This is a genomic window from Nonomuraea sp. NPDC049637 (genome assembly GCF_040675235.1).
In the GTDB taxonomy this organism is placed as follows: Bacteria; Actinomycetota; Actinomycetes; order Streptosporangiales; family Streptosporangiaceae; genus Nonomuraea.
This window is the reverse complement of record NZ_JBFAOM010000065.1, coordinates 1-25,666: the sequence shown is the minus strand read 5'-3', so window position 1 is coordinate 25,666 and position 25,666 is coordinate 1. Positions and strand designations below refer to the sequence as shown.

Annotated in this window: 20 protein-coding genes; 10 read left to right on the top strand and 10 right to left on the bottom strand. The window is 73.6% G+C overall.

Annotated features, from left to right (window positions below; translation table 11 throughout):
* Positions 1 to 167: 167 nt before the first annotated feature.
* Genes AB0J71_RS45690 through AB0J71_RS45670 form a run of 5 tightly spaced genes read left to right on the top strand, consistent with a single transcriptional unit; the run spans position 168 to position 4,988 of the window.
* Positions 168 to 944, top strand: a complete 777-nt coding sequence (locus tag AB0J71_RS45690; RefSeq protein ID WP_364420463.1) for an ABC transporter ATP-binding protein — start codon at positions 168 to 170, stop codon at positions 942 to 944.
* Positions 945 to 967: 23 nt separating this feature from the next.
* The gene (locus AB0J71_RS45685) at positions 968 to 1,738 is read left to right on the top strand and encodes an ABC transporter ATP-binding protein (RefSeq protein WP_352330129.1); all 771 of its coding nucleotides are present in this window, start codon (positions 968 to 970) and stop codon (positions 1,736 to 1,738) included.
* Positions 1,735 to 2,625 (top strand): branched-chain amino acid ABC transporter permease, encoded by an 891-nt coding sequence (locus AB0J71_RS45680; RefSeq protein WP_352330127.1) that lies wholly within the window; start codon positions 1,735 to 1,737, stop codon positions 2,623 to 2,625. Before AB0J71_RS45685 ends, AB0J71_RS45680 begins: the two co-directional genes overlap by 4 nt.
* Positions 2,618 to 3,721: a branched-chain amino acid ABC transporter permease gene (locus AB0J71_RS45675; protein WP_364390473.1), complete on the top strand. Its 1,104-nt coding sequence runs from the start codon at positions 2,618 to 2,620 to the stop codon at positions 3,719 to 3,721. Before AB0J71_RS45680 ends, AB0J71_RS45675 begins: the two co-directional genes overlap by 8 nt.
* Complete coding sequence (locus AB0J71_RS45670) at positions 3,711 to 4,988, top strand: ABC transporter substrate-binding protein (RefSeq protein ID WP_364390475.1); 1,278 nt, start codon at positions 3,711 to 3,713, stop codon at positions 4,986 to 4,988. Before AB0J71_RS45675 ends, AB0J71_RS45670 begins: the two co-directional genes overlap by 11 nt.
* A 9-nt stretch (positions 4,989 to 4,997) precedes the next feature.
* Here AB0J71_RS45670 and AB0J71_RS45665 read toward each other — a convergent pair whose 3' ends face one another.
* The 3 genes from AB0J71_RS45665 to AB0J71_RS45655 all read right to left on the bottom strand — a co-directional run bounded on the left by AB0J71_RS45665 (position 4,998) and on the right by AB0J71_RS45655 (position 11,894).
* Entirely contained in the window at positions 4,998 to 6,092 is a 1,095-nt protein-coding gene (locus AB0J71_RS45665) for a glycosyltransferase family 4 protein (RefSeq protein WP_364420461.1), read from the bottom strand.
* Positions 6,093 to 6,122: 30 nt separating this feature from the next.
* Positions 6,123 to 8,300, bottom strand: coding sequence for a glycogen debranching N-terminal domain-containing protein (locus tag AB0J71_RS45660; RefSeq protein ID WP_364420459.1), 2,178 nt, complete (start codon positions 8,298 to 8,300; stop codon positions 6,123 to 6,125).
* A gap of 186 nt (positions 8,301 to 8,486) precedes the next feature.
* A complete protein-coding gene (locus tag AB0J71_RS45655) occupies positions 8,487 to 11,894 on the bottom strand; it encodes a phosphodiester glycosidase family protein (protein ID WP_364390479.1) in 3,408 nt (1,135 codons plus the stop codon).
* Positions 11,895 to 11,999: 105 nt separating this feature from the next.
* Here AB0J71_RS45655 and AB0J71_RS45650 point away from each other — a divergent pair, with 105 nt between their 5' ends.
* Positions 12,000 to 13,193 (top strand): cytochrome P450, encoded by a 1,194-nt coding sequence (locus tag AB0J71_RS45650; RefSeq protein WP_364420457.1) that lies wholly within the window; start codon positions 12,000 to 12,002, stop codon positions 13,191 to 13,193.
* Here AB0J71_RS45650 and AB0J71_RS45645 read toward each other — a convergent pair.
* Positions 13,153 to 15,402 (bottom strand): hypothetical protein, encoded by a 2,250-nt coding sequence (locus AB0J71_RS45645; protein WP_364420455.1) that lies wholly within the window; start codon positions 15,400 to 15,402, stop codon positions 13,153 to 13,155. The two genes, AB0J71_RS45650 and AB0J71_RS45645, sit on opposite strands and share 41 nt — an antisense overlap.
* A 176-nt stretch (positions 15,403 to 15,578) precedes the next feature.
* On the opposite strand from AB0J71_RS45645, the gene AB0J71_RS45640 reads away from it, so the two are divergent.
* The 4 genes from AB0J71_RS45640 (at position 15,579) to AB0J71_RS45625 (ending at position 20,569) form a co-directional block, all read left to right on the top strand.
* Positions 15,579 to 16,154, top strand: coding sequence for a DUF2690 domain-containing protein (locus tag AB0J71_RS45640; protein WP_352330221.1), 576 nt, complete (start codon positions 15,579 to 15,581; stop codon positions 16,152 to 16,154).
* Between the two features lie 60 nt (positions 16,155 to 16,214).
* Positions 16,215 to 18,785 carry a pullulanase-type alpha-1,6-glucosidase gene (gene pulA / locus AB0J71_RS45635; RefSeq protein WP_364420453.1) on the top strand — a complete coding sequence of 857 codons (2,571 nt, stop codon included), beginning with the start codon at positions 16,215 to 16,217 and terminating at the stop codon, positions 18,783 to 18,785.
* Between the two features lie 156 nt (positions 18,786 to 18,941).
* The gene (locus tag AB0J71_RS45630; protein ID WP_352330432.1) at positions 18,942 to 19,646 is read left to right on the top strand and encodes a hypothetical protein; all 705 of its coding nucleotides are present in this window, start codon (positions 18,942 to 18,944) and stop codon (positions 19,644 to 19,646) included.
* 200 nt (positions 19,647 to 19,846) lie between these two features.
* Complete coding sequence (locus tag AB0J71_RS45625) at positions 19,847 to 20,569, top strand: VIT1/CCC1 transporter family protein (RefSeq protein ID WP_364420451.1); 723 nt, start codon at positions 19,847 to 19,849, stop codon at positions 20,567 to 20,569.
* A 113-nt stretch (positions 20,570 to 20,682) separates the two neighbouring features.
* Here the strand turns inward: AB0J71_RS45625 and AB0J71_RS45620 are convergent, their stop codons facing one another.
* The 6 genes from AB0J71_RS45620 to AB0J71_RS45595 form a co-directional block, all read right to left on the bottom strand.
* Complete coding sequence (locus tag AB0J71_RS45620) at positions 20,683 to 21,321, bottom strand: LysE family translocator (RefSeq protein WP_364420449.1); 639 nt, start codon at positions 21,319 to 21,321, stop codon at positions 20,683 to 20,685.
* Entirely contained in the window at positions 21,318 to 21,854 is a 537-nt protein-coding gene (locus tag AB0J71_RS45615; protein ID WP_352331001.1) for a hypothetical protein, read from the bottom strand. The genes AB0J71_RS45620 and AB0J71_RS45615 overlap by 4 nt, the downstream gene beginning before the upstream one ends.
* A 19-nt stretch (positions 21,855 to 21,873) precedes the next feature.
* Entirely contained in the window at positions 21,874 to 22,230 is a 357-nt protein-coding gene (locus AB0J71_RS45610; protein WP_352331003.1) for a spore germination protein GerW family protein, read from the bottom strand.
* A 27-nt stretch (positions 22,231 to 22,257) separates the two neighbouring features.
* The gene (zwf, locus tag AB0J71_RS45605; protein WP_364420447.1) at positions 22,258 to 23,625 is read right to left on the bottom strand and encodes a glucose-6-phosphate dehydrogenase; all 1,368 of its coding nucleotides are present in this window, start codon (positions 23,623 to 23,625) and stop codon (positions 22,258 to 22,260) included.
* Positions 23,626 to 23,627: 2 nt separating this feature from the next.
* Positions 23,628 to 25,259, bottom strand: coding sequence for a glucose-6-phosphate isomerase (gene pgi / locus AB0J71_RS45600; protein ID WP_364420445.1), 1,632 nt, complete (start codon positions 25,257 to 25,259; stop codon positions 23,628 to 23,630).
* 136 nt (positions 25,260 to 25,395) lie between these two features.
* Positions 25,396 to 25,659 (bottom strand): dihydroxy-acid dehydratase, encoded by a 264-nt coding sequence (locus tag AB0J71_RS45595; RefSeq protein WP_364420479.1) that lies wholly within the window; start codon positions 25,657 to 25,659, stop codon positions 25,396 to 25,398.
* Positions 25,660 to 25,666 lie beyond the last annotated feature (7 nt).

The window sequence follows — 25,666 nt, the reverse complement described above, 5'->3', positions numbered from 1 at the left end:
GCCGTTCCAGAACAAGGCTCTGTAGCGTTTTGTGACCTCGCGTTGTGCGGCTGCACAACGCGCCCCCGGCCGCGGTGGGCAGCGAGCCCGACTTCGCCGCCGCATCTGGACGGCGGCCCCGCCCGCCGGTTTGGGTGGGCCGCCATGGGGTCCTGTGAGGAAGACGAATGGCCGAGCTGAGCGTGGACGGTCTGGTGGTGGACTACGGTCCCGTCCGGGCGCTGGACGGCGTGTCACTGAGCGTGCCGTCCGGGGCGGTGGTGGCCGTGCTGGGCGCGAACGGCGCCGGGAAGACGACGCTGCTGCGGGCGGTCTCGGGAACGCTCCGGTTCCACCGGGGCCGGATCGCCGCCGGCGGCGTCACCGTGGCCGGGGCGCGGATGGACGGGCAGCCGGCCGCGGCCGTGGTGCGGCGCGGCGTCACGCACGTGCCCGAGGGCCGCCGGGTGTTCGCCCGCATGACGGTGGAGGAGAACCTGCGGGCCGGCGGCCTGGGCACGCCGCGCGCGGCCGCCGTCCGGGCCCGGCGGCGGGTGCGCGAGCTGTTCCCCGTCCTGGCCGAGCGCGCGCACCAGCGCGCCGGGCTGCTGTCGGGCGGCGAGCAGCAGATGCTGGCCATCGGCCGGGCGCTGATGGCCGAGCCGTCGGTGCTGCTGCTGGACGAGCCGACGCTCGGCCTGGCCCCCCGGGCGGCCGCCACGATCGCCGCCACGATCAGGGCGATCAACGCCGCCGGGACCTCGATCCTGCTCGTCGAGCAGAACGTCGCCACGGCCCTGTCGCTGGCCTCCCACGCGTACGTGCTGGAGGTCGGCGCGGTCGCGCTGGCCGGCCCCGCGGCCGAGCTGGCCGCCGGCGACGAGGTGCGCCGCCGCTACCTGGGCGTGGACGACGGCGCCCCGGCGCCGCGGGCCAGGGCCGGACTGTCGAGGTGGTCCGCGTGACCTCGACATACCAACCGGATGGTATGCCCGCCCTGGAGGTGCGCGACGTGACCGTCCGCTTCGCCGGCCTGACGGCGCTGGACAGCGTCGGCTTCACGGTCGCGCCCGGCACCGTGCACGCGCTCATCGGCCCCAACGGCGCGGGCAAGTCCACCTGCTTCAACGTGCTGTCCGGCGTCTGCCGGGCCGCCTCGGGCAGCGTCAGGTTCGGCGGGAGCGAGCTGACCGCGCTGCGCCCGCACCGGATCGCCGCGCTCGGCGTCGCCCGCACGTTCCAGAACATCGCGCTCTCCCCGCACCAGCCGGTGCGGGACAACCTGCTGCTGGGCCGCCACCGGCTCACCCGGGCCGGGTTCGTCGCCGCCGGGCTCGGCCTGCCGGGCGCGCGCCGCGAGCAGCGCGCCCACGCCGCCAGGGTCGCCGAGATCGCGGCCTTCGCCGGGCTCGCCGCGGTGCTGGACACGCCGGTCGGGCTGCTCCCGTACGGCGTGCAGAAGCGGGTCGAGCTGGCCAGGGCCCTGGCCATGGAACCGCGCCTGCTCCTGCTGGACGAGCCGGTCGCCGGGATGAACGGCGGCGAGCGGCTGGAGATGGCCGGGCTGATCAGGTCGGTACGGGAGAGCCTGGGCCTCTCCGTCCTGCTGGTCGAGCACGACATGGGCATGGTCATGCGGCTGGCCGACCGGGTGACCGTCCTGGACTTCGGCCGCCGCATCGCCGACGGGCCGCCCACCGAGGTGCAGAACGACCCGGCGGTCATCGGCGCGTACCTGGGCGTGGAGGAGAGCGAGTGATCACCTTTGTGGAGCTGCTCGTCAACGGGGTCTCGCTGGGGGCCGTCTACGCGTTGATCGCGCTGGGCTTCGTCGTCATCTTCAAGGCGAGCGAGGTGGTGAACTTCGCGCACGCCTCGCTGCTGCTGGCCGGCGGGTACGTGGTGGCGCGGCTGCACCCCCACCTCGGCTTCTGGCCCGCGCTGCTGGCCGGGGTCGTGGCGGCGGCGGTCATCGGGGCGCTGGTGGAGTTCCTGGTCATCCGCCGCTCGAAGGCCGGTTCGCACAGCGTGCTGGCCATCGTCACGATCGGCGTGGACATCGTGCTGACCACCGAGCTCACCCGGCGGATCGGCACCGAGGTGCTGGCCATGGGCGACCCGTGGGGCTCGCGGGTGCTGCGCCTCGGGCCGGTCACGGTCGCCGAGACCAGGGTCGTCGCGCTGGTCGTGGCCGGGGTGCTGATCGCGGCGTTCCTGCTGGCGTTCAAGCACACCGGGTGGGGGGTGGCGATGCGGGCCACCGCCGAAGACCCCGAGACGGCCGCGCTCATGGGCGTGCGGCTGGGCCGGGTCTCGGTCAGCGCGTGGGCCGTGGCCGGGGCGCTGGCCGCGGTGGCCGCGCTGTTCCTGTGCGTCTTCCCCACGCCCGGCCTGGACCGCGGCTCCTCGCTGGCCGCGCTGAAGGCCTTCCCCGCCGCGATACTCGGCGGTCTGGACTCCACCACGGGCGCGCTGGCCGGCGGCCTGATCGTCGGCGTCACCGAGGCACTGACCACCGGCTACCAGAACGACCTGGCCTTCCTCGGCCGCGGGATCGGCGACGTGGCGCCGTTCCTCGTCATGGTCGTCGTGCTGCTGCTGCGGCCCGCCGGGCTGTTCGGGACGCGGGAGCGGGCCCGTGTCTAGGGCCGTCGGGTCACTGGTGGCTCTGGCCGTATTCGCCGCCGTGCCCTTCTACCTGGAGGGGTTCTGGCTGCAGGCGGGCCTGTTCGCGATGGCGGCGGCGATCGGCGCGATCGGCGTCAACCTGCTGACCGGGGCGACCGGGCAGCTGTCCATGGGCCACGCGTTCTTCCTGGCCGTCGGCGCCTACGCCTACGTCTACCTGGCCGCCGAGCCCACCGCGTCGCTGGGCGGCCTGGACCTGCCGGCGCCGGTGGCCGCGGTGCTGGCGGTGGCGCTGGCCGGGGTCGCCGGCGGGCTGTTCAGCCCGATCGCGGGCCGGCTCAAGGGCGCCTACCTGGGCATCGCCACGCTGGCGCTGATCTTCGGCGGGCAGCATCTGCTGTTCAACGCCGGGCCGGTCACGGGCGGGTTCAACGGGCGTGCCGTGCCGGCGATGGAGATCTTCGGGTTCGCCTTCGCCGACGGGCCCGAGCTGGTCGTCATGGACGTGCCGTTCGGCGCGCTGGAGCGGCTGTGGTTCCTGGGCGGCCTGGCGCTGCTGGGAGCGGCGCTGTTCGCCCGCGGCGTGCTGCGCGGGCGGCCCGGCAGGGCGCTGAACACGATCCGCGACCACGAGATCGCGGCCGGGGTGATGGGCGTGCCCGTCACCCGCTACCGGGCCGGCGTCTTCGTGTTGTCGTCCATGTACGGCGGCCTGGCCGGCGTGCTGCTGGCCCTGGTCTTCCAGCGGACCGTGCCCGACTACTTCGGCATGCTGCTCTCCCTCGACTACCTCGCGATGATCGTCATCGGCGGCCTGGGCTCGGTGGGCGGCGCGGTGCTCGGCGCCGTCTTCGTCTCCCTGCTGCCGCAGCTGCTGACCCGTTACGGCGACGCCATCCCCCTGGTGTCGCCGTCCGGCTCCGGCGGCGGCCTGTCCCCCGCCGAGGCCGCCCGCATCCTGTACGGCGCCGCCGTCGTCGCCGTCGTCCTCTTCCTCCCGGGCGGCCTGCTCGGCCTGCCGCGCGCCCTGCGCGGCCGGTCACGGGGGCGCCGCCCGTCCGCTGCACCGTCACCGGAACCGTCCCCGAAGACCAGGAGCTCACATGTCCCGTAACCGCACGGCCGTCCTGGCCGCGCTGCTGGCGCTGGGGCTGGCGGCCACCGCCTGCGCCAGCGGCAAGGCCACCGGCGGCGGCCGGGCGACCGCCACCGCCGCCGGCGGCGACGGCGTCAAAACCGGCCCCGGCGTCACCGCCGACACGATCACGCTCAGCCTGCTCACCGACCTGACCGGCCCCTACGCCTCGCTGGGCAAGAGCCTCACCCAGGCGCAGCAGCTCTACTTCGAGCAGGTCAACCAGGGCGGCGGCGTCTGTGGGAGGAAGATCGAGACCATCGTCCGCGACCACGGTTACGACGCGCAGAAGGCGATGGCCGCCTACGCCGAGGTCGCGCCGAAGACGGCCGCGATCCCGCAGTTCATCGGCTCGCCGATGGTCACCGCGCTCAAGGACCGGATCACCGCGGACCAGATCCTCACCCTGCCCATGGCGTGGGCCACCGGCCTGCTCGGCAGCCAGGCCATCCAGGTCACCGGCACCACCTACGACGTGGACATGATCAACGCCGTCGACTTCCTGGTGAAGGAGAAGGGCGTCAAGGCCGGGGACCGGATCGGCCATCTGTACTTCGAGGGCGACTACGGCGAGAGCGCCCTCGCCGGGTCCAAGTACGCCGCCGGCGAGCTGGGGCTCACGCTGGTCGAGCAGAAGATCAAGGCGACCGACCAGGACATGACCGCGCAGGTGGCGGCGTTCAGGAAGGCGGGCGTGCGGGCCGTGCTGGTCTCGGTCGGCCCGCGCCAGGCGGCCTCGCTGGTCGGCGTGGCCGTGGCCGCCGGGATGGACGTGCCGTTCGTCGGCAGCAACTCGGCCTACAGCCCGCAGCTCCTGGCCACCCCGGCCGCGCCGGCGCTGCTGAAGGACTTCTTCTACGTGACCGCGGGCGCCCCGATCAGCGCGCCGCTGCCCGCCTACGCCAAGCTCATCGCCGACTACCGGGCCAAGTACGCCGGCCAGCCCCTGGACAGCGGCGTGGCGGCCGGGTGGACCGCGGCGGTCATCGTCGGCGACGCGCTGCGCAAGGCGTGCCAGGCCAAGGACCTCAGCCGGGCGGGCATCGTCGCGGCCCACCGGTCGCAGAAGTCGTGGGAGGCCGGGCTGGGCGGCACGCCGATGGACTTCAGCGTCTTCGACCGGCCCGCCTCGCGCGCCTCCTACGTCGTCAAGCCCGACAAGCAGGCGGTGGGCGGCGCCGTCGTCCTCAAGGAGGCGGCGGTGTCGGAGCTGGCCGCGAAGTACACCGTGCCGGCGGCCGGCTGACCGGCGGGGTCACCGCCCGGCGGGCTCCCCGGTGAGCCCCGCCGGTCGGGGGGCGGCCAGCATGCGGCGGTAGACCGCCTCGTAGGCCGCGGCCATCGCGCTCACGCCGAAATTCCGTTCGACGTGGGCGCGGCAGGCCCGCGGGTCGAGCCGCCCGGCCGCCTCGATCGCCGCGGGCAGCTCGGCCGCCTCCCGCCGGACGAACCCCGTCACGCCGTCCACCACGATCTCCGGCACCGCTCCCCGGCCGATGGCGACGACGGGCGTGCCGCAGGCCATGGCCTCGATCACCACCATGCCGAACGGCTCCTCCCACTGGATGGGGAAGACCATGCAGCGGGCGGCGGCCAGCAGCTCGCGCTTGCGCCCGGCGTCGGCCTCGCCGAGGTAGGTGACGCCAGGGCCGAGCCGCGGCCGTACGTGCTCGTCGAAGTAGACGTGCTCGCACGGCTCGGTGAGCTTGCCGGCCAGCACGATGCGGCGGCCCGCGGCGCGGGCGGCGTCGATGGCCAGGTGCGGGCCCTTGCTGTGGCTGAAGCGGCCCAGCCACAGCACCCAGTCCTCCTTGTGCTCCCGGAAGGGGAAGGAGGCGGTGTCGAGCGCGTTGTGCACGGTGGCGATCCAGTTGAGGTCGGGGGCGTCGGCGCGCTGGGCGTCGGAGACGGCGATCAGGTTGACGTGCTCGCCCAGCGCCCGGTACACCTCGCCCAGCTCGCCGCCGGCATCGCCGTGACAGGTGACCACGGTCGGGGTCGCCCGGCCGAGGGCGGTGAGCGGCCCGGCCAGCGAATGGTCGTGCACGATGTCGGCGGGCAGCCCTTCCAGCGCCCGCCAGGCCTGGGCGGCGTGCAGCACCTCGGGCAGCCCCTCGCCGATCCGCTCCGAGGGCGCCTCGGGGTAGGTGACCAGGAACTTGGCCGGGAGACCTGTGCTGCCCGCGCCGATCAGCGTCACCTCGTGGCCGCGGGCGGACAGGCCCGTGATCAGGTCGGCGAGCATCTGCTCGATCCCGCCGTAGGCCCGCGGCGGCACCTCCTCCCAGGGCGGAGCGACCATCACGATGCGCAGCGCGCCTTCCCAGTCGTCCTCGAACTCCGTCGTCATCCCAGCACCTCCCCCGTGTCGGTCCGGTCGTCACAACGCCGGCAGGCCGTGCGCCCTGCGGGCGGGGCTGGAGCGGCAGGCGCCGCTGATCGGGCAGCGCGGTTCGGTGACCAGCTCGACGCCGTCGGGCAGGCCGGACACCAGCGGCGTGCCGTCCTCGCCCCTGACGCGGATGCCGACCCTGGAGTCGCCCACCGGCATGCCCTTGATCGTCACCTCCCCGAACCCCTCGGGCAGCGCCGGGACCAGCCACAGCTTCCCGTACGGCACCCACGGGTCCAGCCGCAGCAGCGTGCGCAGGAGCTGGATGGGCGCGGCGGCGGCCCACGCCTGCGGCGAGCACGACGTCGGGTACGGCACCGGCCGCGCGTACTCGTCCTTGCCGAACCCGCAGAACAGCTCCGGCAGCCGCCCCCCGAAGGCGTGCGCGGCCTCCAGCAGCCCGACGGCGATGCGCTGGGCCTCCTCGACGTGGCCGTAGCGCATCAGCCCGGCGGCGATGATCGCGCTGTCGTGCGGCCACACCGAGCCGTTGTGGTAGCTCATCGGGTTGTAAGCCCCCATGGACGAGGCCAGCGTGCGCACCCCGAACCCGGTGAACATCTCCGGCGAGAGCAGGTGGCGGGCCACCTGCCGGGCCTTGTCCTCGTCGGCGATGCCGGCCCACAGGCAGTGGCCCATGTTGGAGCCGAGGCCGTCGATGGGCCGGCCGCGCCCGTCCAGGCCCATGGCGTAGTAGCCGGGGCCGGGCAGCCAGAACCGCTCGTTGAACGCCTCCCTGATCGCCCGCGCCCGCTGCACGTAGCGCCGCTCGGCGGCCTCGTCGCCCTGCTGGCAGGCGAAGTGGGCGCGGGCGAGGTAGGCGGCGTAGACGTAGCCCTGCACCTCGGCCAGGGCGATCGGCGGGCGGGCGATGGTGCCGTCGGCGAAGTTGACGCCGTCGAAGGAGTCCTTCCAGCCCTGGTTGACCAGGCCGCGGTCGGTCTTGCGCTGGTACCAGACGAAGCCGTCGCGGCTGGCGTACTCCTCGATCCAGGCCAGGGCGGCGTCGGCGTGCGGCAGCAGCTCCTCGACCGCCTCGCGGTGCACGCCCCAGCGGCGCACCTCGCCGAGCAGCATGACGAACAGCGGCGTGGCGTCCACCGAGCCGTAGTAGGCCCGGCCGCCGTACGGCGAGGAGCCGTCCTGGACGCCGAAGCGCAGCTCGTGCATGATCTTGCCGGGCTCCTCCTCCGACAGCGCGTCCACCTTGGCGCCCTGGAGCCGGGCCAGCCTGCGCAGGGTGCCGAGGGCGAGCGTCTGGTCCAGCGGCAGCGCCATCCAGGAGGTCAGCAGCGAGTCGCGGCCGAACAGCGTCATGAACCAGGGCGCGCCGGCGGCGATGGCGGGCGGCTCGTCGGGATGGTCGCGGTCGAACAGGCGCAGGCTGCCCAGGTCCTCGCGGGAGCGGGCCAGGGCCTCGACGAGAGCGGCGTTCGTGCTCTCCAGGACGGGGGTGCTGGCGGTCCACTCGGCCAGGCGGCGGGCCGGCTCGGCGTGGTGGGGGGGATGGGCGACCGGGAACCGGGCCGAGGACTCCTCGCCCTCGTGGACCGGCGTCACCAGCACGGTGACGTGCCATTCGCCGCGGGCGGGCACCACGACGTCGAAGGTGAGCAGGCCCGGCGCGGTGACGACCGGCGTGCCGGGCGGTTCGACGGCGATCCTGGCGCCGCGGGCGCGGCTGGGCGAGTAGACCTCGATGCCGCGCTCGCCGGGATTCATCTCGACGTCCTCGGCGGGCCAGCTGCGTTCGGACTTCACCTCGAACAGGTCGGCCAGGTCGGCGCCGGCCTGCACGCACACGACGCAGCCCGCGGCCTCCTCGGACATGTTGCGCAGCGTGAGGTCCTCGCGCAACCCGCCGCCGACGTAGCGGTCGCGCACCACGAGCAGCGTGCTCTCCGCCCATCCGGGACGCGGCCGGGCCTTGCCGAGGAAGGTGGCGTGGTACGGCTCGCCCATGATGACCTGCAGCGGCTCGACGGGATGGTCGTCCACGCGCAGCATCCAGCGGGACAGCAGGCGGGTGTCGGCGTGGTAGACGCCCTGCGCGCCGCCGGGGACGATGTCGCCGCCGCACTGGCACACGCAGAACGAGCCGCCCTCCACGAGCGTGACCGTGTCGCCCAGCGCGCCGGGTTGTCCCTCGAAGGTCCATGCGTTCACCGACGAACCCCCAGTCCTTCCCCCGGTCCCGCGCCTCGCGGGGGCAGGTCCCCGCACGTCAGGAGTGCTATCCGGAGGAAGGAGGGGGAATCCCATGACTGCCTAGATTCTTAACCCTTCATCCCGATATTTCGGTATGTGGGAGGGTTTTGGCCGGAGAGGGCGTTTCCTCCCCGGCCGGGGGCCTCAGGCGGCGGCCTTGGCGGTGAGCGCCACGGTCGCCTGGCGGGTGACCCCGCTGACGGTGACCGCGACCGTCACCTGTCCCGCCCGCAGGGCGGTGATCGTGCCGGTGCCCGGGTCGAGCACCGCCACGTGCCAGGGCTTGGCCGTCTGGCGGGTGCCGACGTGCAGGTTGGGCGAGCCGGACCAGGTGACCGAGACCGGGTAGGCGGCCGGGACGGCCCGGTCGTCCTGCCGGATCGCCGCCGTGACCGGCGCGGGCGCGCCGACGGCGACGGTCGCGGGCGCGGTCAGCGTCAGCTCGTCCACGTGCGGCCGCACCTGCGTGCCGATCCAGTCGGGCGCGTCGGTGAACCAGTTGCGCCGCACGTGCTCGGCCTCGGCGGGCGTCACGGGGTCCACGCCCCACAGCGACCAGCCGGTGAAGCCGCCGTCCTCGGGGGCGGTGGCCGGGTTCTTGCCGGAGTTGCCGTTGATGAAGTACGGCACCGCGTCCACGCGCGAGGCGTTGAACGTGCCCACGTGCCCGCCGATGAAGGCCGCGCCCTTGCCGGTGTCGCGCTGGAAGGCGGCCAGCCAGCCCTCGACCAGCGCGGCCTCCTTCCGGTCGCCGAGCTGGCTGCCCTTGCCCGGCGTGGGGTCGCGCGGCGGCACGTGGAACAGCACGGCGACCGATCCGACGGAGGCGTCCTTGGCCGCCTTGTCGAGCTCGGAGCGGAGCATCGCGACCTGGTCGTAGCCGCCGCCGCGCAGGTTCAGGCGGGAGGTGTCCAGGGTGACGAAGCGGGTGCCCTTGTGGTCGAAGGTGCCGTAGGTGTCGCCGAAGACGGCCTTGAAGTTGTCGATCTTGCCGCCCATGACCTCATGGTTGCCGGGGATGTAGTGATATTTCAGCTCTCCTCCCAGCTCCTCGTCGAGGATCTTCTTCGCCAGCGCGAAGTCCTCCGGCGACGCCTCGTCCACCAGGTCGCCGTTGATCAGCAGGAAGTCGGGCTTGGCGGCCTTGATCTCCTTGAGCGTGCGGCGGGCGTTCCTGACGATGTCGCTGTCGGGGTTCCTGGCCACGAACTGGGCGTCCGACATGACCGCGAACCGCCAGGGCGCCTTGGCCACGTCCGCCTTGACCACCGGGTCGGCGACCTTGGGCACGGCCGGCGCGGTGATCGACGGCGGCACCTTGGCCACCAGGCCGTCGATCAGGATGTCGTTGGTGTACTTGGCGTCGGCCCTGGTCTCGGCCACGTAGAAGCGCCGGAGCTTGAGCGGGTAGTTGACCCCGGCGGGCACCGGGAACTCGACGTACTGCCAGCCGGTCCACGTCAGGTACGGCCCGCGCAGGATCTGCGACTGGCCGAGCGCGTCGTAGAACTCCAGGCTGGGCCACTCCCCCTTGCCGGTGGAGTTGATCCACAACCCGAACGCCTGCGGCTGCCCGTCCACCACGATCTGCTGCGGCGGGCTGGCGTAGGCGGCCCGGGTGGCGGTCGAGGTGGTGAAGTCGTAGGACAGCTTGAGCCCGCCGCCGCTCTGACCCGGCGCGGCCGACAGCGACCCGGTGGCGCGGGCGGCGGCGAAGGTCCACTTGGCGGCGTCCTCGAAGTCGGCGACCGGCTTGGACTCGAAGCCGACCGTCACCGGCACGGCCGTGGTGATCTTGCCGACCTTGGCGGTGATCAGCCCGGAGCCGGTGGCCTGCCGGGCCTTGACGGTGAAGTAGCCGTGCTCGGCCGGGGTGACCTCGAACAGGTTCCGGTCGTAGTCGAGCGTGAGGTCGTCCGGCTCGATGGGCGCGGAGTTGCCGTTGTGGTCGTAGCCGACGACGCCGAAGGCGGCGCTGCCGCCGGCGCCCGCGATGCCGAGCCGGTCGGCCGTCGCGCCGAGCCGCTGCAGCGGCTGGAGCACGGTCAGGTCGATCGTGCCCTTGGCGCCGCCGCGCGCGGCGGTGACCGTGGTCTGGCCGGGTACCAGGGCGTGGAACCGGCCGTTCCTGATCACGCCGTGCACGGCCGGGTTGGCCCGCCAGGACGGCGTGCCGGCCGCGGGGCCGTACGTCTCGTCGTAGCCGGCGGCGGTCAGCCGCCTGGTGAGGCCCGGGAAGACGCGGTCGGGACGGCCGCCCGCGACCGGGCCGACGCCGGGCGCCTTGGCCGGGTCGCTCGCCGTCTCCAGCCAGAAGCCCTTGAGCTTGCCGCTGCCCTCGGGCGCGTACAGCGCCAGGCCGTTGGGCACGTGGCGCTCGCCGCCGTCGGACGGGCTGTTCTCCACCTGGACCTGCGCCGAGCCGGGCTCGCGCGCCAGCAGGGTGGAGGAGCCGCCGCCGTCGAGGTTGAGCGCGTCGGCCGCGCCCAGGTCCACCATCATGGCGGCCAGCTCGTTGAGCGTGACGCCGCGGCTGTCGGCCTGGCGGCCGTCCACGGTCAGCAGGTACATCTTCCTGCCGTCGGCGGAGAAGCCCACGGCGGTGCGCGGGTGCGCGGCCGGGTCGCCGCTGTTCTGCACGACGCCGTCCTTGACCAGGACGTAGTTGCCGCCGACGGCCGCCTTGACGGCGGCGCCGTCCGACGCCTTGGGCTGGTACTTCACGTCCACGCGGTCGCCGGCCTTCAGGGCCGACAGCGCGGCGGCGCCGGCGTCCCGGCCGAGCAGGATCGTGGTGCCGGCGGGGATGGGCCCGGTGCCGGCGGCGTCGCGCACCTCGGTGACCACGCCGTCCACAAGCACGACCTCGGCGACCGTGGCGGCGCCCTCGACGGCGCGGGCCCGGCTGTAGGAGCCCCACAGCGGCGTGAACAGGCCGACGCCGCCGTTCTGCACCATCTGGTTGAACTGGGTGAGCGCGATCGGCGCGCCGCCGGAGGGCGTGGCGGTGCCCTCGAAGTACATCTTGAGCACCCGCCCGACGCCCTCGCCGGTGACGGCGACCGCGTTGTCGTGCCCGGCGGCCGGCGACTGGACCAGCGTGCCGTCCTGCACGCCGATGCCCTGGGCGGCGCCGGAGTTGTTGATGTCGAAGAAGTCGCCGTTGACCGCCGCCACGGCGCGGGAGCGACCGGCGGGGCCGGACAGCGGCTCGGTCTTGGTCACCTCGCCGGAGAAGACGTAGTCGGCCCTGGGCGCGCCCTTGCCGCCGCCGAGGTCGGCGGTCAGCGCGTCGGCGCGCAGCCAGCCCTGCGCGTCGTAGGTGTCGAACGAGGTCAGCGAGAGGCCCGGCGCGACCGGCCGGGTCCTCTTGGCCGTCTCCAGCCGGGGCTGCCCGGCGGTGGCCTGGCTGATCAGCGTGGAGGGCGGCGGGTAGGAGGACGCCTTCAGGGCGTCCTCGGCGGGCGGGGCGGGGTCGGCCTGCGCGGGCGCGCTCAGGGCCACCGGCCCTAACACGAGCGCGGCGGCGGCCAGGAAACGGAGGGTCTGCACGACCGAACTCAATCGCTCGTGGATATAAGTTTCAAGACTTCGGAGTGAACTAAAAGAAAATTTCAGATCTTGTGGCGTCCCGGGCCGCGCCGGACGATGGGACGCGTGGATCGACAGGCGCTCTACCGCGACCCGTACCCGCTCTACGCCCGCGCCCGCGCCGCCCCCGGGCTCACCTTCGTCGAGGAGCTGGACGCCTGGCTGGTGGCCCGGCACGACGACGTGCGCGAGGTGCTGTCCAGGCCGGACGACTTCTCCTCCCAGGGCGCCCTGCGGCCCGATGTGATCCCGAGCCCGCGGGCCTTCGCCGAGCTGGCCGGGGTGCCGGGCGGCGCGCCCGTGGTGCTGAGCACCGACGGCGAGGCGCACCGGCGCTACCGCAGGCCGCTCACCCGCGGCCTGTCGCCCGCCCGGGTGGCCGCCGCCCTGCCGTTCGTCACCGCCACGGCCGCCGGCCTGGTCACCGCGTTCGCCGAGGCGGGCGGGGGCGAGTGGATGTCCCGCTACGCCAGGCCGCTGCCCGCCGCCGTGATCGGCCACCTGCTGGGACTTCCCCCGGCCGACGTGCCCACCGCGATCAGGGGCGGCTCCCGGGCCGAGGACCTGCTGTTCACCCCGATGCCCGAGGACGAGCAGATCGCCGCCGCCCGCGACGTGGCCGCGCTGCGGCGCCTGCTGGCCGCCCACGCCGCCCGTTCAGGCGGATCCGGCGACCTGACCGGCGAGGTGGTGCGCGGCCTGGCGCCCGGCCCCGGCGAGCCGACGGCCGTCCAGCGCGACGAGATCGCCTCCAACGTCGAGAACGTCATGCTCGCCGGGCATCTCACCACGACCGCGCTGCTCGGCTCGGTCGTGCACCGCCTGCTGCGCGACCGCCGCCAGTGGGAGCTGCTGTGCGCGAGCCCGGCCGAGCTGATCCCGGCCGCGATCGAGGAGGCCGCCCGGTACGAGGCGCCCGTCCAGGGCTTCCGCCGCCGCGTCACCAGGCCGCTCACGCTGGCCGGCACGCCCTTGGACGAGGGCTCGACGGTCTTCGTCTCCTTCGCCTCGGCCGGTCGCGACGAGGCGGTGCACGAGCGGCCCGACGTCTTCGACATCACCCGGCCGCGCGCCCGTCATCTGGCGTTCGGCCACGGCGTGCACGGCTGCCCCGGCGCGTACCTGGCCCGCGAGCAGCTCCGGGTGACGCTGGAGCTGCTGGTGGCCGAGCTGCCCGGCCTCCGGCTGGCCCGCGAGGACGTCGTGATGGCCACCACGCTCATCCACCGCGCGCCCGAGGAACTCCATCTGACCTGGTGAGCCGGGCCAGGGTCTCCTCGTAGACCGGGTCGAGCCAGTAGTCGGAGTGCCAGCGCGCCTCGGGCAGCGGCTCGCCGGGCCCCGGCTGGAGCGGGTCCCAGCAGAACCGGTCGACGGTCTGCTCCCCCTCGCCCGCCGGACGCGGCCCGAACGGGTCGACCCGGCGGAAGACCGGCCCGCCGATGGGGTCGCTCAGCCGGTACAGGTTCGTCCAGCGCACGGCGTCGCGCATCGCCGACAGGCCGGGGGTGCCGAAGTAGGCGGGGAAGAAGGCGGCGTACAGGCGGCGCAGCGGCGAGCCGTGGGTGAGCAGCCGGACGCGGGGCCGCAGCTCGGGCCGTACCTGGAGGACGAGCGCGGCGGTGAGCACGCTGCCCTGGCTGTGCCCGGACAGCACCACCTCGTCGCCGGCGGTCCTGGTCAGGGTCTTGACCCGGGCGAGCAGTTCGGGGATCACCCGCTCGGTGTAGCAGGGCGGCGCCAGCGGGTGGATGGCCCTGGGCCAGAAGGTCGAGACGTCCCACAGGATGCCGACCGTGCGGCGCAGCCGCGTGTCGCTGTAGGTGCGGCGGCCCAGCAGGACCAGACCCACGACGATCGCCGTCATGGCCCAGCTCCCGATCGAGGCCAGCAGCCCGGCCAGCCCGCCCACCGGGGCGAACAGGTGGAACCGGTAGATCACGGTCACCGCGCCGGAACCGGCCACGCCGATGCCGGTGAGCACGGCCAGCACGAGCCCGGCGCGGTCGGTGAGCGTGGCCAGCGCCCACTTGCCGGCCACGTCCCGGTCGTAGGCGCCGTAGTAGGGGGTCAGCTTCGGGGTGAGCGCGGCGGCGGCCGACCCGCGGGCCAGCCACAGCTCGGCCGCCACGGCGACGAAGCCGATCACCAGCAGCGGCACGAGCGCGGCCGTCCACCAGACCGGGTCGTCGAGGTAGAGCCTGCGGTCGACCGGACCGGGCTCGGCGACCGAGGCGGGCACGCCGAAGAACGTGGCGGTCCAGAACAGCAGGCCGAGGGCGAGCACGTTGGCGCTGCCGGCCGCCACCATCAGCGTGAACCAGGCCGCCATGCCGCACATCGCCCGCCGCTCGATCGGGTCGCCGGTCTCGGCCGGCCGGTCCATGCGGGCCAGGAGGAACGTCGCCACCAGGATGAACAGCCCGAGACCGACCGTCAGCGCGAACTGGAACGCTCCAACGCCGATGCCGGGCAGCTGCCGCCCCGGCAGCGCGGGCGACATCCCGGCCAGGGCGGCGGCGATCGTGGCCACGAAAGCCAGCGGCCCGGCCACTCGCAGCGCCCGGCACGCGCGGGTGAGCCAGGGCGGGACCGCCTCGCCCGGCGCCAGCCGCCTGGCGATGCCGGGCAGCGCCGCCAGCACGGCGGCGGCGACCTGGACGGTGGCGTTGGCGGCCGTCAGCGCCAGCCCGCGCGGGTCGCCCACGAACGGCGCCGACACGGCCAGGCCGATCGACCCCAGCGCGAAGGCGACGTGCACGGCCCGCAACCGCCACACGGGCGCGCCACCGTGCCACAACCGCGGCCGGGCCAGCAACGGCCCGGGACGCGAGTCGCCGTCGGGCGGCAGACCGGTCTGCTCGTCGCGCTCCCAGGTGCGCCGCGCCAGCCACCACAGCAGCACGACCACCGCGAACGGCGCCAGCGCGGCGACGGCCAGCCGTCGCGACGGCTCGGCGCCCCACAACTCGCTCATCCAGTGGACCCAGCCGGGCGCGCTCTCGCGGGCGCAGGCCCGGCCGGCCGCGGTGCACTGCCAGCCGACGAGGTCGACGCTCGCCCGGGTGACCGCGCCCACGAGGGTGCCGGTGAGCAGCAGCGCGAACAGCCGCTGCGCCGCCTCGGCCACGTGCCGCAGGCGGGCGCCGGCCGGGGGCCTGGGAAGCATGAAGTAGGACAGGTTGGCCAGGGAGAAGGGCAGCAGGAGCAGCCAGAGGGCGATGGTCCTGCCGCCCGAGGTGAGGCCGCCCCAGGCGTAGGCCTCGCGGTGGCGGATGCCGGGCAGGTCGTCCTGCTCGCCGTCGGGCCGGCCGCCGGGCCACCAGCGGCGGTAGAAGCCGGTGGTGGCGTCACCGGCGATCTGGCGGGGGTGGGGATGGTTGAGGATGCTCGCCGGCGGGGTGCCGGAGACGCCGTGCACACGTAGTTCGGTCATGCCTCCGCAGGTGGGGTCCAGGAATCCGTCCATGAGCCCAGGATCACGCAAAGTCACTGATTACGCAAAGTAATGGCACGGTCACGCGAACGCGGGCGGGTTCTTCGGCCCTCTCCTGGCGGCTAGAGCCCGGTGGGGAAAGCCGCATTTCCGCACATCGGGGGCTAAGTGGGCGTACATCTGAAGCGAGGGCACCGAAGCGAGGCATCATGACGACGACGCTGCCGCAACAACATTCCTCGGGACCGGGCGACCAGATCCGCTCCGCGCGGATCAACGGCTGGTTCGCGGTGCTCGCGGCGGTGCTGGCGGCGGTGGTGACCTTCGCCGGCACGGTCGCCTACCAGGAGGCCGCCAAGGAACGCCAGGGCTGCGCCGCGACCCCGAGCCGCGAGAACTGCGACAAGAAGGACGCGAGCGTCACCGGCTGCGACAAGGACGCCGTCACCGTGCCGGGCGGCACCGCCGTGCGGACGGTCGCCGCCGGGCGGATGATCCTGGAGCTGCGCTGGAGCCGCACCTGCCAGACCCTGTGGGCACGCGTGCAGCCGCAGAACGACGTCTTCTATCTCCAGCCCTGGACGGAGCCCGACAGGAAGGACGCCACCCGTTTCTTCGCGGCAGGCGAGCGCACCCGGGGATGGCTGGAGTCGCCGATGGCCTTCAGCCCGGGCGGGAACGTCGCCGCCAAGGCGTGCTCCTTCGCCGGCCACGGCCGGGCGGACGTCGAATACGCCTGCACGGCCATGCTGATGCCCGACGGCACCGACGTCACCGAGAGCTAGGGCCGCCGCCCGGCGCGGCGTCCTCGCATGGGCCGCCGCCGGGCGGGCACCATGATCTACGTGACCGCGATCGGCGACGGCGAGGCGCGGGCCCACTGGATCGACAGGGAGACGGTCGTCTGGACGGTGGATCCGTCGCTGACGCACGCGCTGGCCTGCGCCCCGGCGGGCGGCATCGGCTGCCACGACGGCCGGCTGACCGGCCACGCGGTGACCGTCCCGCTCACGCCGGGCGCGCTGGACGACGTCCGGCGGCGGGCGTGGCCGCACCTGGCCGGCGGCACCGCGCTCAAGCTGCGCCCCGAGGACGCCGGGCGGGTGAAGGAGGCGCTACGCGGTCAGGTGGTGGCCGTGGCCCACGACGGCTCCGGCGCGCTGGCCGCGGCGACCGGCGTGCAGATCCCGGGCGTGCTCGACGACGTCTACGCCGGGGCCGTGCGCGCCGGGCTCGGGCCGTCGGGACGGCTGCTGCCCCGGCTGGCCCTCTGGGCGCCCACCGCACGGCGGGTGGAGCTGGCGCTCGGCGGCCGCCTGCACGCGATGCGGCTGGACGAGGAGACCGGCGTGTGGTCGATCCGCGGCCTGCCCACCTGGTACGGCAAGGACTACACCTACCGCGTCACCGTCTACTCCCCCGCCGCGGGCCGCGTCGTCACGAGGGAGGTCACCGACCCCTACAGCCTGGCCACCGCGCCCGACGGGGTCCGCAGCAGGCTGGTGAGCCTGGACGACCCCGCGCTCAAGCCGCCCGGCTGGGACCGCCTGGCCAAGCCCGCCCCGGTCCCGCTGGACCGGGCGGTCGTCTACGAGCTGCACGTACGCGACTTCTCCGCCTCCGACGCCACCGTGCCCGAGGAGCTGCGCGGCACGTACGCGGCCTTCGGCCACGACGGCGACGGCATGCGCGAGCTGCGCGCGCTGGCCGCGGACGGCCTCACCCACGTGCACCTGCTGCCGGTGTTCGACGTGGCCACGATCCCCGAGCGCCGGTCGGACCGGACCGAGCCCGGCTGCGACCTGGCCGCCCTGCCGCCCGACTCCGAACGGCAGCAGGAGATCGTGGCGCTCACCGCGGACCGCGACTCCTACAACTGGGGCTACGACCCGCTGCACTACACCGTCCCGGAGGGCTCGTACGCGACCGACCCGGACGAGCGGATCAGGGAGTTCCGCGCCATGGTCGCCGCGCTCAACGAGGCCGGGCTGCGCGTGGTCATGGACGTGGTCTACAACCACACCCACTCGGCGGACGTGCTGGACCCGATCGTGCCCGGCTATTACCACCGTCTGCTGGAGGACGGCTCCCTGGCCACCTCCACCTGCTGCACCAACACCGCGCCCGAGCACGCCATGATGGGCCGGCTCGTGGTCGACTCGGTGCGCACCTGGGCCAGGCAGTACAAGGTGGACGGCTTCCGCTTCGACCTCATGGGCCACCACCCGAAGGCCAACATCCTGGCCGTGCGCGCCGCGCTCGACGCGCTCACCCCCGAGCGCGACGGCGTGGACGGCCGCTCGATCATCCTGTACGGCGAGGGCTGGAGCTTCGGCGAGGTGGCCGGCGACGCCAGGTTCGAGCAGGCCACGCAGGCCAACATGGCCGGCACCGGCATCGGCACGTTCGACGACCGGCTGCGGGACGCGGTGCGCGGCGGCGGCCCGTTCGACGCCGACCCGCGCGTGCAGGGGTACGGCTCCGGCCTGGCCGGCGCGCCCAACGGCGCGCCCGTCAACGGCTCGGAGGAGCAGCAGCGCGAGCGCCTGCGCCACTACACCGAGCTGGTCATGCTGGGCCTGACCGGCGGCCTGCGCGACTACGTGCTGCCCTCGGGCCGCGCGGGCCGGGAGGTCGTGCACAACGGCGCCGCCGCCGGTTACGCCGCCCGGCCGGACGACGTCGTGTCGTACGTGGACGCGCACGACAACGAGACGCTGTTCGACGCGCTGGCCTACAAGCTGCCCGCGGGCACGCCGATGGCCGACCGGGTGCGCATGCAGGTGCTGTCGCTGGCCACGGTGCTGCTGGGGCAGGGGGCGGCGTTCGTGCACGCGGGCAGCGAGCGGCTGCGCTCGAAGTCGCTCGACCGCAACTCCTACGACTCCGGCGACTGGTTCAACCGGCTGCTGTGGGACTGCTCGGCGGGCAACGGGTTCGGCGCGGGCCTGCCGCCGCGGGGGGACAACGAGGCGGCCTGGCCGTACGCCCGGCCACTGCTGGCGGACCCGGCGCTGCGTCCCGGCTGCGCGGCGATCGGAGCGGCGCGGGCGGCGTTCGGGGAGCTGCTGCGCATCAGGGCCTCGACGCCGGCGTTCGCGCTGGGCACGGCGGAGGAGGTGCGGCGGCGGCTGTCGTTCGCGGCCGGCGGCGAGGGCGTGATCGTGATGCGGGTGGACACCGCGGGGCTGGACCCGCGGTGGGACGCGGTGGTCGTGGTGCTCAACCCCACTCCGTCGCCCTGCACGCGGGCGCCGGAAGTGCCGCCGGGCCGGCGGGTGGCGCTGCACCCGGTGCAGGCGGCGTCGGCGGACGAGGTGGTCAGGCGGTCGTCCTACGACCCGGCGGCCGGCACGCTGACGGTTCCGGCCCGCACGGCCGCTGTTTTCGTCATAAATGCCGAAAATTCCTCATAAATTAAATTCTTTGGTGCCATAACCATGAATAGCGGTTGAGGAATGATCGCATCGCCTGAGGGAACCATTCCTGTGGAAGATGCCCGATCACTGGCTTTGACGCGCCCGACAGCGCAAACTGGCTGGACGGCGATCGCGTGGAGCATGGAGCACCCCGTGGACAATCACCTTGATCACATGCCGGTCCTGTCCCGCGGCAGGCATCGCAACCCGAAGCGCGGCGCCTGTTTCATGGAACTGGCGTCCTACCTGGCCGGCGAGCGGTGGAGCGACCACCCGGCCTGCACCCATCCGCTGCTGGCCGCACTCGCCCGCCTGGTCAACGACAACACCGGCGACGAGAGCCGCGCCCAACTGGTCGGGCTCGTGCCGTCCATCATCGGGCTGGCCGGCGACGACCTGCGGATCGACGCCCACATCGCGCTGCGCTGCGCGACCACGGCCCTGCCCGTCGCCGCCGCCGAGCGCCAGCTCGCGCTCGCGGTGTCGGTGCTGGCGGCCGAGGAGATGCTGGCCAGGCTCGACGGCGCGCCGTCCGGCCGGTTGAGCGAGCTGAGCCGCAGGGCGATGGAGCAGGTGCCGCACGCGGCCGAGCAGGCCAGGCGCTTCAGCCGGGCCGCCAAGATCACCGAGAAGGGCTTCCGCCGGTACGCGGCGCCCAACGCGGTGCAGCTCGCCGTGGTCGGCATCGTCCAGGCGTGCATCAAGGACCCCGACGCGCTGCTGCGCAGGCTGCTGGCGGACGCGATCGCCGACTGCGACGCGATCGTCAACGGCCCCAAGGCCGCCCGGTCCGCTCAGCCCGGTTCCGCTCACCCCGATCCCGCTGAGCCGGCTCCCGTCAGCCCGGCGCACGCCTGACCCCGTCCGCGTCCCTCCGGCTCCCGCGCGCCGCGGGTTCCGGGGGGACGTTCGCGTTCCCGTCCCCGGGCCTGTGGTCGCACGCGCACCCACAGTGACGCGGCGGGAAAACCGCAGATCAGGCTAGCCTCCCCTTCGTTGCGGATCATGCCGGAAGGGCCTAGATTCCGTGACGAACTGCCACTAAGGGGAGGATTGTCATGACGATCGAGCTTGCCCGGCCCTACTCTCCTGAGAAGCACCACAGCCACCGGGACGTCACCGGCGGCTGGTTGCGCCCGGCGGTGTTCGGGGCGATGGACGGGCTGGTCTCCAACGTGGCGCTCATCGCCGGCGTCGTGGGCGCCGCGGGCGCCGGGCGCGGCGCGGTGCTCGCCGGGTTCGCCGGCCTGGTCGCGGGGGCGTGCTCGATGGCGGCGGGCGAGTACACGTCGGTGCGGTCCCAGACCGAGCTGATGCGCGCCGAGATCGCCGTGGAGCGGCGCGAGCTGGCCCGCAACCCCGACGGCGAGCGGGCCGAGCTGGCCGCCCTGTACCGGTCGCGCGGTCTGGACGCCGACCTGGCCCGCCGGGTCGCCGAAGGGCTGTCGGCCGATCCCGAGCAGGCGTTGCGCGTGCACGTGCGCGAGGAGCTGGGCGTCGACCCCGACGACCTGCCCTCGCCCTACCTGGCGGCCGGCTCGTCGTTCCTCGCCTTCGCGGCGGGGGCGCTGGTGCCGCTGGCGCCGTTCCTGTTCGGGGCGTCGGGGTTGTTCCTGGCGCTGGCGCTGAGCATGGTGGCGCTGTTCGGGTTCGGCGCGGCGGTGGCCGTGATGACCGCGCGGCCGTGGTGGCTGGGCGGCCTGCGCCAGCTCGGGCTGGGCGCGGCCGCCGCCGCCGCCACCTTCGGCCTCGGCCACCTGCTCGGCGTCGCCGTCTCCTGACGCCGGCGCACCGCTCATGGCCGGACCGCCTCCTGACGCCGGCGCACCGCTCATGGCCGGGCCGTCTCCTAACGGGGCCGCGCACCGCTCGTGCCGGGCCGTCGAGGGGCCGCTCAGGGGCGGCCGGCGACGGCCAGGTTGACGCCGAGGCCGATGAGCGCGGCGCCGGTCAGCCCGTCCACGGCCTTGCGCACGCCGGGCCGGGCGAACACCCGGCGCAGCGTGCTCACCACGTTCGCCACCGTGAGGAACCAGACCATCGTGCCGGCCAGCGCGACCGCCGACAGCAGCAGCGTGTCGCCGAACGCGGCCCCCTCGCTCACGAAGTGCGGCACCAGGGCCACGAAGAACAGCGCGGCCTTGGGGTTGAGCACGTTGGTCAGCAGCCCTTCGGCGAAGGCCGCCCACGGGCCGCGGTCGGCGGGGGCGGGCAGGCCGAGGTCGAGCGGGCCGCCCTTGCGCAGGGCCGCGCGCAGCGCCTTGACCCCCAGGTAGAGCAGGTAGGCGGCGCCGACGACCTTGACCACGGTGAAGGCCGTGGCCGAGGCCGCCAGCAGCGCGGCCACGCCGGTGCCGGCGGCCATCACCCAGACGGCCACGCCCACGGCGATCCCGGCCGCCGCGGCCATGCCGTGCCACCGGCCGGACAGCGCCGAGCGGCGCACCACGACCGCGAAGTCGGGGCCGGGCGACATCGCCCCGACCATCACCAGGGCGCCGAACCCCACGGACTGCGTCAAAGAGGTCATCATGGCGTCCACCTTACGAGCACCCGGCCCTCGGGGATCAAGGTGGACCGCTCCCACGTCCAGCTCGGCACCGTGATCATCTCGGCCGGGTGGTCGAGCGGGACGGGCGTGTCCAGCAGGACGGAGTGCGACGTGAGCGGCAGCCCGCCTTCGGGGACGACGACGCTCGCCAGCGGGGTGCGCAGGCTGGGCCCGTCGGGCTCGTCCAGGTCGCTGGACACCCAGGTGGGCTCACCGGCGAAGAACGTGCACACCAGCGCCCCCGCCGGCGCCGCGCCGGAGTGGCGCAGGGCGCCGGCGGGCAGCCAGGCGTGCTCCCCCGGCAGGTACGCCACCCCCGACACCCGAAGCTCGCCCTCCAGCAGCACGAACTCCTCCCCCGCCAGGTAGTGGCCGCGGCCGGGACGGCTCCACCGGGGCGGGAAGCGGACCAGCGACGTGCCGCCGCCCAGCGGGGCGACCCGCACCGGCAGGTTGGAGCCGGGCAGCAGCGCCTCGTGGCCGGGCAGCCCCGCGTCGAGCAGATCGATGAGCACGTCAGATGATGTGCCCCGGTTACTTCCCGCGACGCCACTTCTTGAAGATGGTCCGGATCGTCAGCACCAGGGCGAGGCCGACGATCTGGCCGCCGAGCACGATCCGGTTGACGTCGACGGCCGGACGCCACTGCACGTCGCCGTCCTTGACGACGAACACCCCGGCGGGGGTGGCGCTGTAGCCGAAGCCGCCACCGCCGCCGCTGCCGATCTCCTCGCCCTTCTCGTCCCGGCCCTGCCCCTGACCGGCCCCGCCGCCCTGGGCGACCCGGGCGACGGGGATGACCAGGACGTCGCCGTGGTGGATCGGCTCACCGAAGACGCGCCTGACGGTGACGGCGTCCTTCGACTGCTCCAACAGCTCCTTGATGTCCATGGGCCCATCGTTCACCCGGATCGGCCGCTAGTCGAACGTGGTGGAGATCTCGTGCCAGCCGCCCGGCGGGATCCTCTCCGCCGGTTCCGGCCCCCAGGTGCCCCTCTGGTAAGGCAGCGGCTGGTCGGGCAGGTCGAGCAGCCTTCCCACGATCCGCCACGACTCCTCCACCAGGTCGAACCGGGCGAACCGCCGCGGATCGCCGCTGACGGCGTCGGTCAGGATGCGCTCGTAGGCGGCCTCCATCGGCCCGAGCACCTTGGTGAAGTCGACGCTCACCGGCACCGGGATCGTCCGCTGCCGGCCCGGCTCCTTGGCCAGCACGTCGAAGGTCACCCCGGCGTCGGGCTGCAGCCGGAACCTGATGAGGTTGGGCCCCGGCGGCACGTCGCCGCCGCGGAACATCGTCACCGGCGGCTTGCGCAGCTCGGCCACGATCTCCAGGTCGGTGGTGGGCAGCGCCTTGCCGGAACGGATGCACCAGGGCACGCCCGCCCACCGCCAGCTGTCGATGTAGAGCCGCATGGCGACGAACGTCTCGGTGGTGGAGCCGGGCCGGACGCCGGGGGTGTCGAGGTAGCCGTCGTACTGGCCGCGCACGACGTGGGCCGGGTCGACGGCCTGGACCGCGCGCAGCACCCGCCACTTCTCGTCGAGCTGGGCGCGGGCGTCCATGGACGGCGGCGGGTCCATGGCCAGGATGGCCAGCAGTTGCAGCAGGTGGTTCTGGACCACGTCGCGGACCGTGCCGTTGGCGTCGTAGAAGCCGCCGCGGTCGGCGACGTCGAAGTCCTCGGCCATGGTGATCTGCACGCTGCGCACGTAGTTCCGGTTCCACAGGGGTTCCAGCAGCATGTTGGCGAACCGGAACACCATGAGGTCCTCGACCGGCTCCTTGCCCAGGAAGTGGTCGACCCGCCGCAGGTGGTCCTCGTCGAAGTACTTCAGCAGCTCGTCGTTGAGCCTGCGCGCGGAGTCGAGGTCGTGCCCGAACGGCTTCTCCACCACGAGCCTGGCCTCGTGGTTGAGCCCGGCGCCGGCCAGCCCCTCGGCGACGACCGAGAACAGGGCGGGCGGCACCGCCAGGTAGTGGACGAGGAACCCCTTGCCCTCGACCTCCTGCCGCAACTTCGCGAACGTCCCGGGGTCGCGGTAGTCGCCCGCCACCAGCCGCAGGTTGCCGGCCAGCTTCTCGAACGCCGCGTCCTGGACGCCGCCGCACGCCTCGCGGGCGTGCTCGCGCAGCGCGTCGAGGTCCATGTCGGTCTTGGCGACGCCGATGATCGGCAGGTCGAGCCTGCCGTCGGCGGTCAGGTGGTAGAGCGCCGGGAGCAACATCTTGCGCGCGAGGTCGCCCGTGACGCCGAACAGGACCAGCGCGCCCGCCCGCCCCATCTCTAGGCCCGCCTTCCGCGCAGCTCGCGGTACCTGCGCACGAGTTGTTCGGTCGAGGAGTCGGGGAAGGTCTGCGGCGGCTCGTCTGAGGTGAGCGCGGGCGCCACGTCGAGCGCCATCTTCTTGCCCAGCTCGACGCCCCACTGGTCGAAGGAGTCGACGCCCCAGATCGTGCCCTCGACGAACACGATGTGCTCGTAGAGCGCGACGAGCTGGCCCAGCGTGGACGGCGTGAGCTTGGTCGCCAGGATCGTCGAGGTGGGCCGGTTGCCCGGCATCACCTTGTGCGGCACGATCTCCGGCGGCGTGCCCTCGCCCGCGATCTCCTCGGCGGTCTTGCCGAAGGCCAGCGCGCTGGTCTGGGCCAGCAGGTTGGCGGTGAGCTGGTCGTGCATGCCCTCGCGGTCCTCGAACGGCTCGGCGAAGCCGATGAAGTCGGCCGGGACGAGCCGGGTGCCCTGGTGCAGGAGCTGGTAGAAGGCGTGCTGGCCGTTGGTGCCCGGCTCGCCCCAGAAGATCTCACCGGTCGGGACGGTCACCGGGCTGCCGTCGGCGCGCACCGACTTGCCGTTGGACTCCATGGTGAGCTGCTGGAGGTAGGCCGGGAAGCGGTGCAGCCGCTGGCTGTAGGGCAGCACGGCGCGGGTCTCGGCGCCGAAGAAGTCGGTGTACCAGATGCCGAGCAGGGCCATCAGGACCGGCATGTTGGCGTTGAAGGGCGCGGTGCGGAAGTGCTGGTCCATGCTGTGGAAGCCGGACAACATCTCACGGAACCGGTCCGGCCCGACGGCGATCATCAGCGACAGGCCGATGGCGCCGTCGAAGGAGTAGCGGCCGCCCACCCAGTCCCAGAAGCCGAACATGTTCTCGGTGTCGATGCCGAACTCGGCGACCTTCCCGGCGTTGGTGGAGACGGCCACGAAGTGCTTGGCGACCGCGTCCTCGCCGAGCGCCTCGACCAGCCAGGACCGGGCGACCCTGGCGTTGGTCAGCGTCTCCAGCGTGGTGAAGGTCTTGGAGGCGACCACGAACAGCGTGGTGGCCGGGTCGAGGTCGCGCAGGTTGCCCAGGATGTCGGCGGGGTCGATGTTGGAGACGAACCTGGCCTCGACGCCGGCGTCCACGTAGTCGCGCAGCGCCTCGTAGGCCATGGCCGGGCCGAGGTCGGAGCCGCCGATGCCGATGTTGACCACGGTCCTGATCGGCTGGCCGGTGGCGCCCTTCCACTCCTTGGACCTGACGCGGTCGGCGAAGGCGCTCATCTTGTCCAGCACCGCGTGCACGTCGGCCACGACGTCCTGGCCGTCGACGACCAGCTCGGCGTTCTCCCGCATGCGCAGCGCGACGTGCAGGACGGCGCGGTCCTCGCTCACGTTGATGTGCTCGCCGCCGAACATCGCGGCGATGCGCTCGCGCAGGCCCGCCCGCTCGGCCAGGGCCACCAGCAGGTCGATCGTCTCCTGGGTGGCGCGGTGCTTGGCGTAGTCGAGGTAGAGGTCCCCGGCGCTCACCGTCATCCGCCCGGCCCTGCCCGGGTCCTCCGCGAACAGCTCACGAAGCTGCTTTCCCGCCAGCTCCTCGTGATGCTTGCCCAGAGCCGCCCACTCCTGGCTCTGGCTGATGTCGCCGTTCACCGCTTCCTCCTCATACGTCGTCAAACCTGATCACATCGTCCCGCACTCGCGGGAGATCCGCTGAGCCGGGCTCCCGTCAGGGAACCCCGTACCCCACGGGGAAGATTCCGCGCACGGCGCCGGGCACTCTTTGCTTTCAGTGGGACTCCCGGCCGGGCGCGTCGCCGGAGGAGCCCGTCAGGAAGTCGAGGTCGGCGCCGAGGTGTGCCTGGGTGACGTGGTCGACGTACAGGCGCTCCCAGCCGCGGGCCGGCCGGGCGTGGCCGGTCATGACCGGCTCCCTGGCGGCCAGCTCGGCCTCCGGGACGTCGACGTCGAGCCTCCTGGCGGCCACGTCCAGCACGATCGGGTCGCCGGTGCGCACCCGCGACAACGGGCCGCCGGCCGCCGCGGTGACGATGACCTAC

Coding starts and splice junctions, on each gene's coding strand:
- AB0J71_RS45625 (WP_364420451.1), top strand. CDS start 19,847: ATGACGATCGAGCTTGCCCGGCCCTACTCTCCTGAGAAGCACCACAGC.
- AB0J71_RS45620 (WP_364420449.1), bottom strand. CDS start 21,321: ATGATGACCTCTTTGACGCAGTCCGTGGGGTTCGGCGCCCTGGTGATG.
- AB0J71_RS45685 (WP_352330129.1), top strand. CDS start 968: ATGCCCGCCCTGGAGGTGCGCGACGTGACCGTCCGCTTCGCCGGCCTG.
- AB0J71_RS45645 (WP_364420455.1), bottom strand. CDS start 15,402: ATGGACGGATTCCTGGACCCCACCTGCGGAGGCATGACCGAACTACGT.
- AB0J71_RS45610 (WP_352331003.1), bottom strand. CDS start 22,230: ATGGACATCAAGGAGCTGTTGGAGCAGTCGAAGGACGCCGTCACCGTC.
- AB0J71_RS45665 (WP_364420461.1), bottom strand. CDS start 6,092: ATGACGACGGAGTTCGAGGACGACTGGGAAGGCGCGCTGCGCATCGTG.
- AB0J71_RS45690 (WP_364420463.1), top strand. CDS start 168: ATGGCCGAGCTGAGCGTGGACGGTCTGGTGGTGGACTACGGTCCCGTC.
- AB0J71_RS45640 (WP_352330221.1), top strand. CDS start 15,579: ATGACGACGACGCTGCCGCAACAACATTCCTCGGGACCGGGCGACCAG.
- zwf (WP_364420447.1), bottom strand. CDS start 23,625: ATGGGGCGGGCGGGCGCGCTGGTCCTGTTCGGCGTCACGGGCGACCTC.
- AB0J71_RS45670 (WP_364390475.1), top strand. CDS start 3,711: ATGTCCCGTAACCGCACGGCCGTCCTGGCCGCGCTGCTGGCGCTGGGG.